Consider the following 14,721-nt stretch of genomic DNA (forward strand, 5'->3'; position numbering starts at 1 on the left):
AACGGTATTTATAACCCCTTTTTTGTGTGCCAATTGATATGCCTCAAACAGAGTATTGTTTTTCCTTAGCAAAAACAATACATTTAAATTAAGCTACAATACTATTCACATTTTTATTTTGCATTGCATTTTGCAATGCAAATAGTAAAATATAATTGCTGAAGAAGTGGATATATTCTTGATTATTATTTCATATGCTTAAATGCGTTTTCGCATGCTGAAATAATTAATTCAGAAGACTAGAGATGAAATCTAACAGATTTATTTTCCATTTTTTAAGATTTTGTCTCATCATGACTGACAATTTGAATGTCAAAGCGTATGTAATGACAAAAGGCGTTGTTCATATAAGCTGCAAGACAGTTATATTCTTAAACTGTCTTGCGAGGTGTAAAACGAAAAGGGTTGAAGATATTTTGAATAAAAAAATAAAGATGATAATTGGGTTACTAATATGTAGCAGTTTGTTCGAGGGATGCAGAGCAAATCATAAGACTAACTCTAATGGAAGTTCTGTAAAAGTTGTTCAAGTTAACAAAAAAGTAAAGCAAAAAGATACAATTCAAAAAAATAGTAATAACAATGCTCCTCATAAAGTTGAGGCAGTTAGCAACAAGCTAAGCCATAAGATGAATTTAGCTCAAATTAGAAAAGGCAATTATTCTAGCATTGCTGGCGTATGGAAGCAAGTTGGATATGCAAATAATCGGTATGACGGCAAGGGACCTACTTGGCGAAAGCTGAATAAAAATGATATTCGGAATCTAAAAATTACTAAGAACAAGATGTTTATGGGACAAAATGAACTTATCCGAGGTAAAACGTTGACAATTGATAAAAGTATTAAAAAGTCTAAACGTAAATTAAAGTTTGAAGTTCCATCAAAGGCTAATAGAGAAGCTAAAGGAGCACTTGCTGCATATGCTGGTGATTTGATGTGGTGGGGTTTTTATTTTTATCCGCGAAATCTTTCTATAAAAAATGATGGAGTACATGGTCGAATTCATAATACTGCTGACATTAGAAAGGAACGGATAATGATTTATTATAGAAACTTGAGTCAATTTTTTTTATTTCAAAGAGACAAGTGATTTATTAGAGGTGTGTAATGAAACTTAAAGACTATTCTGGAATTAATAAAATAACTTTAGAAGATTTTTTATCTCTAAATGAGGAACAGGCAGTAAGATTCGATTTTTTAACTCAAGGGGAAGAAGCGGATCGAACAGAATTAACAAATAGTATTTATCATAAACTTTTTCCTTGGTTTGATGAAAAAAGGCATGCAGGTGATACGCTAAATACCTATCGGATAGCGGTAAAAAAGTATTATGGCAATTACTATCGTTTTCTAGACAGGAAAACACAGTTAGAAATTATTAGCATTATAAAAAAATGTACGCCACATAATGATGACCAGATTTTCGAGTTTGAACAAACTGATAAAAATGGCAAATCATATTATCAACTCTGTAATAATTATCAATTAGGAAATTTCTTTGTCTTGCCAGTTCAAGGTGGAATTAATCCTAAGAGAGCTCAAGAGCCGTACAATGATTTCTTTGATGATTTTTTAAATGTACTGATTGACTTTTATAATAATGATTTCAAAGAAACTGATAAATTAAAGGAAGCCATTCTATCTCAGAAAGATTATTTTAAAAGATTTGATAGTATTACCGATTTTCTAGATAAGAATTACTTATGGAGTTTTACAAAAAGAGTTGCAGAAGATACTATTTCACTCCAAAATTTATCAGATAAAGCAACATTTGAAGAGTATGTTTTAGCAATTACAGATATTATCAAGCAGCGAGGCAAAGAGCTTTATGATGCGTTGAAGGTGAATGATAATCAGAGTATCGCGGATAAAAGTCAAGCTAATGCCAAAAAGTATTCTCTTGATGAGAATACTGCCATTCAGTTGACAAAAATGAATGAGTATCGAAAAGTTGAAGAAAAATATGAATCAATTGCTGAGCAGTATCAAAGAACATCAAACAAAGTAAATGCAGATTTTGATTCGCAAATTTCTGCAGAACAAGCACGTACTTTTTCAAAAAAACTTATTCAAATACGTTGGTGGCGCTGGCCCCTATCATGGCTAGTAATTCAAGCTTTAAAGATTATTCCTCCAATTCGTAACTTTATGGGCGTTATTAATAAAATTTTTTGGATTGTACTTATTGTATACATAATTTATTACTTTGTGTACCAACAAAAGTTTAATAAATTTCAGGAAGATAAAGACGATAAGCTTAAAAACTTAAATGAAGAAAAAAATCAAGAAATTAATATGATAAAAAATGAGTGTCAAGAAAAGCTTGATATTTTTTATAAGATACACGAGTTTGAGTTTAATTTTGCTAGTATAATTCCAAGTGAATATCAAAGAGCTAATGATGTTACTCAATTGGTTAATTTCGTTGAGACAAAGAGAGCTGATGATTTCAAGGAAGCGTATGAATTGTTAGAAAACTTGAAGCACCATCAAAGGCTTGAAGAACAAGCAAGAAGATCTGCTGAAGCTGCAGAACGAGAAGCCGAATATAAAAGACAGTCTGCAGAACAAGAAAGAAAGGTAGCTCAAGCAAAGATAGAGAATTCAGAACGACAAGCTGAAGAAGCTAGAAACCAGTCGCAAATGTTAGAACAACAGTTAATGGAGCAAAATCAAAAACTGGCTGAGCAAAATAGACAGCTTGAAGAAATTAATCAGAAAATGAAAGAAAACAAGACTAACAAATTCAATTAACGAAAAGATAAAAATGATAACACATGAAGAATTTTCTGGTAAAATTGCCGGCATTTGGACTTATTGAGTATCAATATACTGCTTAAGGAGAAAAAGAATGAGTTTATTGCAATGTATATGAAAACTTATAGGTTTCACTGAAGCTGATATGAATAAGCAAATAAAGTATGTGGGGTTAAAATTCATACTTAATTTGGTAAAAGAAATGGCACGCAAAAATTCCTGTGTGCCATTTCTTTGAGTTCAGAATTGTGATTGACATAGTAAGCCTTATGTCTGCTTTTACTGTGCCCAAATTATTTTAGTTAGATTATTAAACAAATCATATCGCCATTATTGTTTAACATTTTAAACAGTCCATTATTTGAAAAAATATGAGCATGTACAAATATTATTACTAGCTCTCAACAAAAATATAAATATAGTCTTTAAAGTGGATAAAAACTAAAATAAAAATTAAAACAGTGCCCTGGCTAGCAATGAGAAAGCCATAAGGCACTAATTTTATATACGATTAGATAATATGAATAGTATTTATGTGGCAGTAACTGATTAATAATTAACAAATAAAAATTATATTTTGCAATATATTTAATATTGCAAAATATAATGTAAAATGTAAAATAGAACTATAGGAAATCCAGTTATTTCTTCTTGGATGTATCTTCTAGATTACTAAGAGCGTATTCACATGCTTGAATAACAAAACTAGAAAAAGTAACGTCTTTTCCTTCAATTGCTTCTTCTATCTGTTTAATAAGACTCAATGGAAAACGAATCGTCTTATTTTCAGTTTCTTTTCGATTTGATCTAATTTGAAATGCCAATTTGTTCACCTCCTGTATGGAATAATTGTAAGGAGTAATCCAGAATAAATATGCATTGCATAAAGCAAGACAAATCAACGACTACTAGTTAAGGGAGGTGAATTACTAAGTAATATTAAATGAACAATATGTTTACCGTATTAAGGAAAAATATACAGAAATATAATTTGTGAAAAATAGAATATTATTACCTAGTTTGTTCACTAGTAAGTTTTGGATTACTAGAGGAGAAAAATGATGACGAATTTTGATGTAGAACTATATGCGAGCCAAGTGGATCTTACTTTGGAAAGTGGTGACAATAAGGTAATCGTTATTCGCGGAGCTAGCGGTACTAAAATATATAAGAATGTAAAGAAGGTTACTGGACAAAAAAATTTCTGGTCAGACGATAAAATTGTGTTTGAGTATTCTGGCTGGGGCGGCTTTGAAGAAATAGACTTAACACCAGATACTATCATGAATGGTGTCAAGGTATCAGATTTTTTGAAATAGGATTTTCATATAAAAGAATAAAAGGAGAAAACTATGAAATTAAAAAAAGCCATAGTGGCATTAGTTGCAAGTTTAAGTTTAGTTGCAAGTGCTGGCAGTATTAGTACAAGTCAAGTACAAACAGTCCATGCAGCAAAAATTAAGTATGAATCGAATATGGACACGCCTAAATTTATGCGTGGTAAATGGTATTATGCTGGTGAAAAAAAGCCAGGGAACAAGTATACAAAATCCGTTTCGTCAGTCATTGGATGGGGTCAAGGAATATTTGAGGTTGAAAAAAATGTTGCTAAATGGAAAAAATTAGGTAAAAACAAATATAAATTAACAAACCAAGAGCATAACAAGGACGGAAGTAAGAGTTCGTTCATGGGCGGAACGTTTGAGCTTAAAAAAGCAAGCATTAAAAATAAGAAATATAAAGTTTTAATTCTATATAGGGACGACTTTGGTGAACGTGAGAATATTTCCTATACTCCAATGTTTAATCGCAGAATTAGTAAAAAAGATGCTAGAAAATTAGTGAAAAAGTGTCATTTAAGTAAATTTGAATTGAAATATGTGTTGAAAAGTATTTAAAAATTCAAAGGTTTTCTAGTGTAAAGGAGCAAGGCAATGAAAATAAAAAAGTTTTTAATAACGCTAGTGGCTAGTGTGGGCTTAATTACCACTGCTGCAACTGTTAATAAGAATGAAGAACAAACAGTTAATGCCGACGGGCAGTATCAGGATCCACCTAAAGCACTTAGAGGTAAATGGTATGACTTAAATAAACACGACTCAAATTATTTCTATATATTAGGCACTAAAAAAAGCATTGATGCTGGTGAGGCATACTCTGATACTCTTTATGAGAATAGTAGGGAAGATTCCAAAAATGAATGCATTAAAACTGAATATAAGAAATTGGGTAAGAATAATTACGATTTGATTCAAACAATACAGAATAAGAAATCAAAGAAAATTGTAAAAGATGTTAATAATGAAAAAGTTAAGAACATTTCTTACAAAGGAAAAAAGTATCGTGTTTTGTTAATTGGTTATCGCCATCCAGGTAGAACAGTAAAGCGCTATTGGGGTTTATTTAGCAAGAACACGTCAAAAAAGATTGGCAAGGCTTTATTAAAGAAATGTCACTTAAGTAAAAAGGTTTTGAAGAAAACAATTAAAGAATCTATTCAGTAGATTTTTAATAAGGTGATAAATAGGGACTCTTTGCGGGTCCTTATTTTAGTTAATTACAGGGAGGTAAAAGCTAATGAAAAGTATTAAGAAATTGATAATGCTAACTATTGCGTGTTCGACGTTAATAACGCCCGTAGTTGCTACTGAGCAAGTTGTTTCTGCTGAAATTCTTTCTAAAAGAGCACAAAAAGAATTTGACATGGGTAATATAGCTGATACTGTATCGAATAAGCTGGGCGACTATGGTGATGACTTAGATTATAGAATGCACCAAGGAAAAAAAGTATCCGCTAAACAAAAAAGAAAAACTGATAAACTCATCAAAGCATATTACAAAATAGTAGTTAAAACATATCCTAAGATGAATAAATTAGGAATTAGTGCATATGGTTTAGTTAATGATGCGGTCGATTCTATCAAACTTTGTAAAAAAATATGTACATGGTCTAAAGCTTCAAAGTATTTAAAAACTTTGAAAAAATATCAAAAGGAAATCAACAAAGCTAGAAAAGCGGAAATTGCGAATAATTCTCCTAAGGTAAAACTTTTTGACGGCTTGGATTATCAAACTTCATTAACTAAACATCAACAAAAAATCTTCAAAAAGAAGAATCTGTATTTAAGAGAAGATGATTTAAAAAAGTTGGCAGACTTTGAGCACATCAAGATTCCAGCAGATGTTAAGGTTGCGGATATTACATATGAGTATGCATTTTCAAATTTTAGTGGTATAGAATATAAACTTTCTAATGATCAGACAATTACTAAAGATACTAATGGAGAAATGGAATTTAATTGGACGTAGAAAGTGTTTATCTTTATGGGAGAACTAAACATGAAAATTAATAAAAAATTGTTGCAAGTGCTGTTTGCATGCACAATTACAATAATGCCAATGCTTGGTTACACAAAAACAACCTCTATCGTATATGCTGCGAAAATTGTAATTGATCCGGTAGAAAAACCTCTAGAAAAAATGAGTAAGCTCCGAAACGATCTCGATGACCATTGCCTTGAATTAAGTAGTTCTAAAGTCAGTAGTAAAAAGAAGCAAAAATATAATAAACTTTTAAAATCATTCTATGATACGGCCACAAAAGCTTGCAATATATCTGATTTAAACTCGCAGGTTAAAGCAGCTATAAATGATGGAATTGAGCAATTAGACAGTGAAAAAGATTCTCTTAAGAAAGTTAAGGGTCTTAAAATTTCAAAATATCTCACGGCTCTTAAGAAATTGAAACAAAGAATTAATGCGGCTCAAAGAACAGTACGTGAAGATAATTCCAAGTATGTTGCAGGAACTGAAAACTTTGTTTATGATAAAGACCGTGCTAAGAACATTACTGATAAAAATTTGTACTTACGTGTAAATGATTTGAAAAAATTGCATATTCCTGAGGATGCATATATAACAGCAGAAACTTATAACTTTAACGAAGTACACTATACTTTATCTAATCAGCAAAAAGTAACCAAAAAAGCTGATGGCAGTTTAGATCTTAAAACTATTCATACTGAAACTGCTGCAGAATTAGAAAAGAAAAAATTAGCAAAACAAATTAAACAATATTACAATACCACTGTCAAAAAAGGAGAAAAATACTCAACCTATAATAAAAAGTCGATCAATAAGGCTATTAAACTCTATCAAAAAGCAGATAAATATTTAGCAAGTTTTAGTACAAAAACTAATGTTAAAAAATATCGTAAATCACTCAAAAATAAAATTGGGATATTAAAAGCCGATAAAGCCGACTCTTGGCGAATGAGTAAAAAACGAATTAAAATTTCTCAAAAGACTTTACGTAAACTTGGTGTTCCAAAAAATGCCAAAGTAAAGAGAAGCTATAATAATGGGGATCTAGCTAGTGTATATGGCGAACCTGATCATGGGCGTAGCACTTTTTATGAATTTTATAAGGGTAAAAAACATGTTGCTACCGTTGTTACTTATGCTGATGGTTATAGCTATTCTATGTTTCCATAGTGACAAGCATAAACCAGCCCAGAACTAGCTTTGCAACAGGCCCCTTTGGGTTGCATTTTATGCTCTAAGTTAGCATTTTTATTTCTCTCTATTTAGGTTGCAGTGTAGTAGTGAGCTTTCTATTATAAGGAGAATAAAGATGAAAATTTTAAACGGCAAAGATTTATGCCAATATTTTAATTTCAGCACAACTCTATTATATAAGCTTAGAAAAGCTTGAATGCCATTTCATCAATTGCCTGGTGGACGTGCTTTTACTTGCCTGTGAGGTAGAACATTGGCTAAAGCAAGCAGTTTATCATTAAGAATCTAAGTGGAGTAATAAGAATTAGTAAAAAAGTTTTTAACAATTCATCGAATATTAGTTGTTTTTTATATAAAAGTTCATTTCCAAGTTCTAATAAGCAACTAATATTCAGAAAAATCGTTTAAATTAATTAGCCTTGATTTATCAACGTTTTACGAAGGTAAATCAAGGCTGATTTTTGTTATTAAATAATTGCAGAAATAGTTGGACTAACTAGGGATTAACAGACTTTTGCTGGTTGCTAATCCGTTGCAATTTTATGATATATAAAATTATGATAGTGCTTTTGTTTATACTTTAAAGCTAGTTTCTTTGATTTATAAGAATGATCGGAAACATAAAAACCCGAAGATAAAGTTAAAATTTCATGGCCATTTATTTTTGAAACATTATAATGAACATTAGTTCCAAGGACTTGATTCCAGCCTCTATATACAACATAATACCTATTTTTTTCTTTGACAGGTTTTACATAATTAAGAAAAAGCCATGAAATTCTATTATGCCTATATCCCTTACTCTTAGGGTTAAGACTATGTTTTTTATAGACATGAAGGGAATTTGTCACTTTTCCATCTTTATATCGATAAGTCATCTTATTTTTAGTAATAACTGTTTTTGTTAATGAATTGTCATCACTTGAACATGAATACCAAGTACCACGCATTTTCTTAGGAAAGGTTTTAGGGCTAACATGTAAATTTTTAAATTCGTCAATATCTTTTTTGCTTGCGGATTTTACTGTTTGTATAGAATACGAGCTTTGAAAATGTATTGTTGCAATAGCTCCAGCTAAAGTACCTATAGTTAAAACCCAAGTTAACCATTTAAGTTTGGGCTTAACTTTTATTGAATTTCGTTTTATTTGATTGATATTCATTTATTCTACCTCCGTTAATTTATAGCTTGCGTACAACATTTGATACAAGTTTATTTCTAATTTTAATATTAAGCAATATAAGCATTAAAAAATCTTGCTGACACTTGTTTCAAGTCTGACAGTAATGATATATTGAGGGAAGTATGGTTTAAATTATCAATTATGTTGAGAAAGAATAAATGCATCATGAACATCAAATTAAATAAAAAATTCATCAAAATTGCCGTTGCCGCTTTAGCACTTATTACTACTAGCGCAACCGTTGCACCAACCACTATTACTAATTTAACTACTGTTTCAGCTAAAGCTAAGAAACATCACAAGAAAATTAAGAAAACTAAAAAGACTAAAAAGAAAGCTTACGTCATTGCTAAATACTACGATGAATTCAAACTCGGTTACAGCTACACTTACAGCAAAAAGAAAGGTGTTTTCATTGGTCATAAAAAGAAGAAACACCATGCTTCAACCACTGATTCCGATGAGCCAAGAGTTGAAAAAGCCACTAGCACTTACAATGTACCTAAAGTAAAAGAATTCACTAAAGACATAATTGCAGATTATAGTTTAGAAAAATACAGATGGTTAAAAACTGATATAACAGTTAACATTCAAGACTTAACAAACGAACAACAACAAATTGCTAAAGATGCAATAGAACAAATCAATAACTTAAAAATTGTTAATTTAACCATTACAACTAAAAAAGCAAATATAACCATTGTTCAAACAGAAAAGGATAGAACAGCTCTAGCCAATACCCATCTTGAAGGTACCGGTGATACATACAAAAACCTTAACATCACAGAAACTGCAACAATAGAGCTATACAATCCTTCATTAAATCGAAACGCAAAAGGTAATTACGAGTTGAAATTAAACCAAGTAATAATACATGAATTAGGACATGCTCTAGGACTAGAACATACTACTAATAATGAAACCAATATCATGAACGCTGTTCAACATATTGATTACAATAATTTAATTGACCCAACTCATGTTGCCATTGACCAAAATTACACCAATGCTTTAGCTGTTATTTACCAAAACTAATCTTTGTTGACAACATATCGACCATATCAGTAATTATTACTGATATGGTTTTTTATGTTGCTAACAACAACAAGCTATAAATTAGAAAGGAAATTATTATAAAATTCACTACAAAACTAAAAGCAGCTATCATTACCATTTAAGCCCTTATCACAATGACACCGACTGGTTCTGTTATTCAGCTAACAACAGTTAATGCCAAAGCAAAAATCGTTATTGCTCACAAGAAACCACAGTTTAAAAAATTTAATAAATAATATATTATAGAATTAAAGCAATCATTATTTTTAATAACATAGAAAGAAAAACTTATGATGAAAATTTCATCAAAATTAGTAAAATCAGCTGTAACCTTGCTTTCATTAATAACTTTAATCGGAACAACTATACCAATCGTAGCCACTCCTACAACTATTCAAGCTAAGAAAGCCAAAAAGAAACACTATGTAACCGCCAAAAACAAGCACCAATTCAAATTTGGCTATGCCTTTACTTACAATAAAAAGAAACACTGCTACATCGGACACAAAATGTCCAAAAAAGAACGTCAACAGTTTAACATGCCAAAAGAACAAAAAATTCAAAAAGCTAAATCAAATTATGGCATTCCCAAGATTAGCAATTTTACCGATCACATTTTAAATAAATACAATCTATCAGGTGACCGTTGGGCAAAAACAACTATTACATATAATGATAATAAATTGCCAAACGAACAACAAAGAATTGTTGAAAACGCAATACAACAAATAAATGAACTAAATATAGTTACATTAATAAAAACAAAAAAGAAAAACGCTAATATTATAATTAAATTAGCAAACAAATCACCAAAAGAACCACGTTTAGGCTATACTGAAACAGAAGGTACAGGTCAAACGTATAATGGCTTATTTGTTTACAAACAAAATATCGTAACGTTATACACTGGTGAACTAAATAAAGCAACAGGTGATGATTATAAATTAACTGTTAACCAAGTTACAATACACGAGATAGGGCACGCATTGGGTTTGGATCACAATACAAGCCAATCAGAAATAATGTATCCAACATTTTTCATCAAAAAAGTCAATACTATTGACTCAACTCACGTTGCAATTGACCAAGACTACATCAATGGTTTAGCTATTCTTTACCAAAACTAATTTTTATTAACAATATCTTGACCATATCAGTAACCATTACTGGTATGGTTTTTTATGTTGCTAACAGCAGCACTATATAGTTTAGAAAGGAAACTTATCATGAAGTTCACTAAAAAGTTAAAAGCAACAATCATCACTTTTTTAGCCTTAATTACAATGACATCAACTGTTTCTATTATTGAATTAATTATAGTCAATGTAAAAGCTAAAACTTTTATTTTAAAAAGAAATCACAGTTTAAAAAATTCAACAAATAATATATCATAGAATTAAAATAATCATATTTTTAAAGGCATAGAAAGAGAAATTTATGATGAAAATTTCATCAAAATTAGTAAAATCAGCTGTAACCTTGCTTTCATTAATAACTTTAATCGGAACAACTATACCAATCGTAGCCACCCCTACAACTATTCAAGCTAAGAAAGCCAAAAAGAAACACTATGTAACCGCCAAAAATTCAAGCCAATTTAAATTTGGCTATGCTTACGTTTATAACAAAAAGAAACATTGTTACATCGGACACAAAATGTCTAAAAAAGAACGGCAACAATTTAACATGCCAAAAGAACAAAAAGTTCAAAAGGCTAAATCAAATTATGACGTTCCTAAAATTAGAAATTTTACCGACAATATTCTTAATAAAAATAACTTATATGGAATTCGTTGGGCAAAAACCACAATTACGTATAATGATAACAGCTTAACACAAAAGCAACAGCAAATAATTGGAGATGCTACAAAGCAAATTAATAACTTAAATATCATAACTTTAGAAAAAACTACAAAAAAAGCTAATATAACAATAACTTTAACCACTTCAAAAAAAACGTATCTAGGTTATTCAACAATGCCAACAACTTATCAAATGTATAAAAATCTTAATTTAATAGATCACGCTACTATACAATTATCAAATGAAACCATAATCGAACGTTGTAATGAAAACTATGATTTAGAATTAAATAAAACAATTCTTCATGAATTAGGACACGCATTAGGATTAGAACATACTTCAAATAACAAAAATAGCATAATGTATCCAACAATATTTACTAAAAACACAGATATTATTGACCCAACACATGCTAAAATCGACCAAGACTACATAGATCGTTTAGCGCTTCTTTACCAAAACTAATCTCTATTGACAATATAACTACCATATCAGTAATTATTGCTGGTATGGTTTTTTTATGTTGCTAATTTTAACTACAAACATGTAGAAAGAAAATTAATTATTATAAAAACTATTAACATAAAAAAGATATAAAAAATTCCGAGAATCATGGCACTATTTCTCCATATTAATAGGAGGTTGATTTAAATGAAAAAAGAAATTAGATCAAGTAAATGGGCTTTTCTTTTATATAAAGATAGTGCTCCAAAAGACTATTTTAATAAATTGGAAGGGTTACATGTACCATTTATTTTAAGTCCTTGGAATGATAAGGATATTAATTCCAAAACAGGTGAAATTAAAAAAGTTCATAAACATGGGGCGTTTTACTTTGACTATTTAAAAAGCTATTCGCAGGTATCTGAAATGGTAAAAGGTGTTTTAAATGGTCCAACACATGTTGAAGTAATAATGTCGCCTAAGGGTATGTACGATTATTTTACTCATGCAGATAACCCTGATAAAACGCCGTATGATATTAACGACATTAAAAGTGGCGCAGGATTTGATTTGGAAAAAATTTTTAATTGATCAGGATCCAGAAGATTTTGTTTATGGGCTAATTTTAAATAATTCAAAGCCTATCAAATAAGTCATAATATGACAGCATTTGAAAGGTTTTTATTTCTTACTTATATGAATAAATATAGATAATTAGATAAAAACGTAAGATAATCTAGAAATGTTTTGCGTATATAAAGTTAGAATAAAAACTGTTTCAATTATTAGATTTTACCTACATAAATGGCATGTACACAAAGAAAATGTATAATTAACAGATATAGGAATTAAGAATGATATATAATTTTGCAGATAAAGGGACTGAGAAGATATATAATGGGAACTTTTCCAAAAAATTGCCAGAGTCAATACAACGAATAGCTTTACGCAAATTGATGATGATAGATGCAGCTAATAATTTAAATGATTTAAGAGTGCCACCTGCTAATCATCTTGAATGCTTGAGCGGCAATAGAGCCGGACAGTATAGTATTAGAATTAATAAAGAATATCGAATCTGCTTTTTTGTTAAGAAGCAAAGTATTTTTACAAATGTAGAAATTGTTGATTATCACTAATTGAGAGGTTAATAAAATGAGTAAAATTCCAACACCCACAATTGGAGAAATATTAAAAGAAGAATTTATGAAGCCGCTACAAATTTCAGCATATAAGCTAGCAAAATTAATAGGTGTGCCAACTTCAAGAATTCAAAATATATTGCACGACAGAATTGGAATAACAGTAGATACTTCTATTAGATTAGGAAGGATATTTGGAATGAGTGACAAATATTTTCTAAATTTGCAGGAAGATATAGATTTTCGTAATGCGAAAGCAAAAAAGGGTAAAGAGTACGATCAAATTAAAAAGTATCAATCTTCTTAATCAAGAAAACGATTTTTAATATTTTTTCGTAAAAAGATTCATCAATACATATAGATATGCTTAAAAGTAAAAGATCATTCATGACTTGATTGAAGTTAATGAATGGTCTTTTTCTGGTTCCATAATTTATCCTGTTGATGACTTATCCTTGTGCTAAGCTGTTAACAGTTTAGACGAGATAACTGAAAGTAACAGGTGAAATTGCAAAGTATTTTTCTGTTTCTCCAAAAGAATGTTTTCTAGATTAAGATCACTTACTTTAAAAAATTAATTGAGTAAAAAGAAAGTCGGAATGAGTTAGCTTTGACTTTTTTGATTTTTATGAGAATTATTTTCGGAATTGTCTCAACTGTTGCTAAAATAGCAACTTTAGTATCTTACCAAACCTTGTTAATACCGAACATAACCATTAGAGCTGCATTAATTTTCTCTGACTCTAACGTACTTTTAACTTTTAATAAAAAACCATTGGCAAGAGTTCAATACTTCTCAATGTTGGTTACAGGTTTATAACTTAGTCCAAAATAAATCAGTAAAAAATACTATTAAAAAATCTAATTAAATAAAAATTATCACAAAGGTCTCTTTATATTGGAGAATGAATAATTTTTAAATTTTTTAGCCAATTTTTTACTGCTAAAATAGACTTTACTTGTTTCATCCCCTGACCCTAATAAAACTTTATAGGTTTTTCCATTTTTTCTAAAATGATATAGGCATAATGCCCGTAAGTAATATTTATCGCCACTTGATCCCTGCATTAACCATTTTCTACCATGAAACTTTTTCCAGTTTCCTTTATATTGCTCATTTTTAAGATGATTACCGTAAAGATTTTTCTCTTTCCATTTTTCTGACATTTGCCAAGGATACTTATTTGTGCCCTTGACTTTGCTAAAAGACCACAGAGAAGAATATGAATCTTTAGGATTATAATGATAATAACTGCCATAAGAGTTCAACCATGAAAGACCATGGGAATATAAATATATTGATGCAAATATATTTTTTCCATAATAAGCGTACCAGTGCCCTTGCCATTTTTTTGGTATATTAATTTTTTTTGCATTCACCACTTTATTATTGGTTGAAGCTTGCACACTTCGTATACCATATAAATGCTGTGGTGATACTGAAAATAATAATATACTTGTCACTACAATTGAAATAATGCTCAATATTTTAATATTAAATAAAACAATTTTTTTGGTAAAATTATATTTTCTCATACATAAAGCTCCTTACAAATATTAGTTTATAACTTAAAAGTTTTTAAATAAAGTAATAAAAGAATGATTTACATGATAGTTTAATTATAACTTACTAACAATAATTGCTTTTATGATAGATTTTAAATTTAAAAAGTAAGCAAATAGTAGCGGTATTACTAAAAAGTATTTGTCGTTAATAAGTCTTAAGAATATAATAAAACATATAGTTTAAAAAGATTTTATATTAAACATTTTTAATAATTTGATTCCAACATTGTGGAACTTATTTTTAAAGGGG

The 14,721-nt window shown here is 29.6% G+C and carries 15 protein-coding genes and 1 pseudogene; 13 read left to right on the plus strand and 3 right to left on the minus strand.

Features of this window, described 5'->3' with window-relative positions; all coding sequences use genetic code 11:
* Nucleotides 1–245 precede the first annotated feature (245 nt).
* Together AAA926_RS09190 and AAA926_RS09195 are read left to right on the plus strand one after the other, a co-directional pair.
* Nucleotides 246–1,091 (plus strand): hypothetical protein, encoded by an 846-nt coding sequence (locus AAA926_RS09190; RefSeq protein ID WP_338212360.1) that lies wholly within the window; start codon nucleotides 246–248, stop codon nucleotides 1,089–1,091.
* A 17-nt stretch (nucleotides 1,092–1,108) separates the two neighbouring features.
* The gene (locus AAA926_RS09195; RefSeq protein WP_338212361.1) at nucleotides 1,109–2,755 is read left to right on the plus strand and encodes a hypothetical protein; all 1,647 of its coding nucleotides are present in this window, start codon (nucleotides 1,109–1,111) and stop codon (nucleotides 2,753–2,755) included.
* Between the two features lie 644 nt (nucleotides 2,756–3,399).
* Here AAA926_RS09195 and AAA926_RS09200 read toward each other — a convergent pair.
* Nucleotides 3,400–3,582, minus strand: a complete 183-nt coding sequence (locus AAA926_RS09200) for a YlcI/YnfO family protein (protein WP_045927578.1) — start codon at nucleotides 3,580–3,582, stop codon at nucleotides 3,400–3,402.
* 237 nt (nucleotides 3,583–3,819) lie between these two features.
* Between AAA926_RS09200 and AAA926_RS09205 the strand changes: the two genes are divergently transcribed.
* From AAA926_RS09205 to AAA926_RS09225, 5 genes are all read left to right on the plus strand, one after another.
* Nucleotides 3,820–4,077: a hypothetical protein gene (locus AAA926_RS09205; RefSeq protein WP_338212362.1), complete on the plus strand. Its 258-nt coding sequence runs from the start codon at nucleotides 3,820–3,822 to the stop codon at nucleotides 4,075–4,077.
* Between the two features lie 33 nt (nucleotides 4,078–4,110).
* The gene (locus AAA926_RS09210) at nucleotides 4,111–4,656 is read left to right on the plus strand and encodes a hypothetical protein (protein ID WP_338212364.1); all 546 of its coding nucleotides are present in this window, start codon (nucleotides 4,111–4,113) and stop codon (nucleotides 4,654–4,656) included.
* Nucleotides 4,657–4,692: 36 nt separating this feature from the next.
* The gene (locus AAA926_RS09215) at nucleotides 4,693–5,262 is read left to right on the plus strand and encodes a hypothetical protein (protein ID WP_338212365.1); all 570 of its coding nucleotides are present in this window, start codon (nucleotides 4,693–4,695) and stop codon (nucleotides 5,260–5,262) included.
* A gap of 73 nt (nucleotides 5,263–5,335) precedes the next feature.
* Nucleotides 5,336–6,067, plus strand: a complete 732-nt coding sequence (locus tag AAA926_RS09220; RefSeq protein WP_338212366.1) for a hypothetical protein — start codon at nucleotides 5,336–5,338, stop codon at nucleotides 6,065–6,067.
* A 30-nt stretch (nucleotides 6,068–6,097) separates the two neighbouring features.
* Nucleotides 6,098–7,252 carry a hypothetical protein gene (locus AAA926_RS09225; protein WP_338212367.1) on the plus strand — a complete coding sequence of 385 codons (1,155 nt, stop codon included), beginning with the start codon at nucleotides 6,098–6,100 and terminating at the stop codon, nucleotides 7,250–7,252.
* A gap of 548 nt (nucleotides 7,253–7,800) precedes the next feature.
* Here the strand turns inward: AAA926_RS09225 and AAA926_RS09230 are convergent.
* Nucleotides 7,801–8,439, minus strand: coding sequence for a hypothetical protein (locus AAA926_RS09230; protein ID WP_338212368.1), 639 nt, complete (start codon nucleotides 8,437–8,439; stop codon nucleotides 7,801–7,803).
* A 186-nt stretch (nucleotides 8,440–8,625) separates the two neighbouring features.
* Between AAA926_RS09230 and AAA926_RS09235 the strand changes: the two genes are divergently transcribed.
* The 6 genes and pseudogenes from AAA926_RS09235 to AAA926_RS09260 all read left to right on the plus strand — a co-directional run bounded on the left by AAA926_RS09235 (nucleotide 8,626) and on the right by AAA926_RS09260 (nucleotide 13,212).
* Nucleotides 8,626–9,495, plus strand: a complete 870-nt coding sequence (locus tag AAA926_RS09235) for a matrixin family metalloprotease (protein WP_338212369.1) — start codon at nucleotides 8,626–8,628, stop codon at nucleotides 9,493–9,495.
* Between the two features lie 311 nt (nucleotides 9,496–9,806).
* Nucleotides 9,807–10,643: a matrixin family metalloprotease gene (locus tag AAA926_RS09240; protein WP_338212371.1), complete on the plus strand. Its 837-nt coding sequence runs from the start codon at nucleotides 9,807–9,809 to the stop codon at nucleotides 10,641–10,643.
* A gap of 310 nt (nucleotides 10,644–10,953) precedes the next feature.
* Complete coding sequence (locus AAA926_RS09245) at nucleotides 10,954–11,784, plus strand: matrixin family metalloprotease (RefSeq protein ID WP_338212372.1); 831 nt, start codon at nucleotides 10,954–10,956, stop codon at nucleotides 11,782–11,784.
* A 186-nt stretch (nucleotides 11,785–11,970) separates the two neighbouring features.
* Nucleotides 11,971–12,376: pseudogene (locus AAA926_RS09250) on the plus strand (replication protein); the annotation flags it as partial.
* A 241-nt stretch (nucleotides 12,377–12,617) separates the two neighbouring features.
* Nucleotides 12,618–12,902: a type II toxin-antitoxin system RelE/ParE family toxin gene (locus AAA926_RS09255; protein ID WP_338212373.1), complete on the plus strand. Its 285-nt coding sequence runs from the start codon at nucleotides 12,618–12,620 to the stop codon at nucleotides 12,900–12,902.
* A gap of 16 nt (nucleotides 12,903–12,918) precedes the next feature.
* Nucleotides 12,919–13,212, plus strand: coding sequence for a HigA family addiction module antitoxin (locus AAA926_RS09260; RefSeq protein ID WP_338212374.1), 294 nt, complete (start codon nucleotides 12,919–12,921; stop codon nucleotides 13,210–13,212).
* 572 nt (nucleotides 13,213–13,784) lie between these two features.
* Here the strand turns inward: AAA926_RS09260 and AAA926_RS09265 are convergent.
* Nucleotides 13,785–14,441: a hypothetical protein gene (locus AAA926_RS09265; protein WP_338212375.1), complete on the minus strand. Its 657-nt coding sequence runs from the start codon at nucleotides 14,439–14,441 to the stop codon at nucleotides 13,785–13,787.
* Nucleotides 14,442–14,721: the final 280 nt, after the last annotated feature.

Origin of the sequence: Lactobacillus juensis (assembly GCF_036246285.1) — a bacterium.
GTDB lineage: Bacteria > Bacillota > Bacilli > Lactobacillales > Lactobacillaceae > Lactobacillus > Lactobacillus juensis.

Bases quoted from the DNA above. Each gene is read 5' to 3' on its own strand.
- AAA926_RS09190 (WP_338212360.1), top strand. From the start codon at position 246: ATGAAATCTAACAGATTTATTTTCCATTTTTTAAGATTTTGTCTCATC.
- AAA926_RS09245 (WP_338212372.1), top strand. From the start codon at position 10,954: ATGATGAAAATTTCATCAAAATTAGTAAAATCAGCTGTAACCTTGCTT.
- AAA926_RS09205 (WP_338212362.1), top strand. From the start codon at position 3,820: ATGACGAATTTTGATGTAGAACTATATGCGAGCCAAGTGGATCTTACT.
- AAA926_RS09230 (WP_338212368.1), bottom strand. From the start codon at position 8,439: ATGAATATCAATCAAATAAAACGAAATTCAATAAAAGTTAAGCCCAAA.
- AAA926_RS09265 (WP_338212375.1), bottom strand. From the start codon at position 14,441: ATGAGAAAATATAATTTTACCAAAAAAATTGTTTTATTTAATATTAAA.
- AAA926_RS09260 (WP_338212374.1), top strand. From the start codon at position 12,919: ATGAGTAAAATTCCAACACCCACAATTGGAGAAATATTAAAAGAAGAA.
- AAA926_RS09195 (WP_338212361.1), top strand. From the start codon at position 1,109: ATGAAACTTAAAGACTATTCTGGAATTAATAAAATAACTTTAGAAGAT.
- AAA926_RS09220 (WP_338212366.1), top strand. From the start codon at position 5,336: ATGAAAAGTATTAAGAAATTGATAATGCTAACTATTGCGTGTTCGACG.
- AAA926_RS09225 (WP_338212367.1), top strand. From the start codon at position 6,098: ATGAAAATTAATAAAAAATTGTTGCAAGTGCTGTTTGCATGCACAATT.
- AAA926_RS09240 (WP_338212371.1), top strand. From the start codon at position 9,807: ATGATGAAAATTTCATCAAAATTAGTAAAATCAGCTGTAACCTTGCTT.
- AAA926_RS09210 (WP_338212364.1), top strand. From the start codon at position 4,111: ATGAAATTAAAAAAAGCCATAGTGGCATTAGTTGCAAGTTTAAGTTTA.
- AAA926_RS09255 (WP_338212373.1), top strand. From the start codon at position 12,618: ATGATATATAATTTTGCAGATAAAGGGACTGAGAAGATATATAATGGG.
- AAA926_RS09235 (WP_338212369.1), top strand. From the start codon at position 8,626: ATGAACATCAAATTAAATAAAAAATTCATCAAAATTGCCGTTGCCGCT.
- AAA926_RS09215 (WP_338212365.1), top strand. From the start codon at position 4,693: ATGAAAATAAAAAAGTTTTTAATAACGCTAGTGGCTAGTGTGGGCTTA.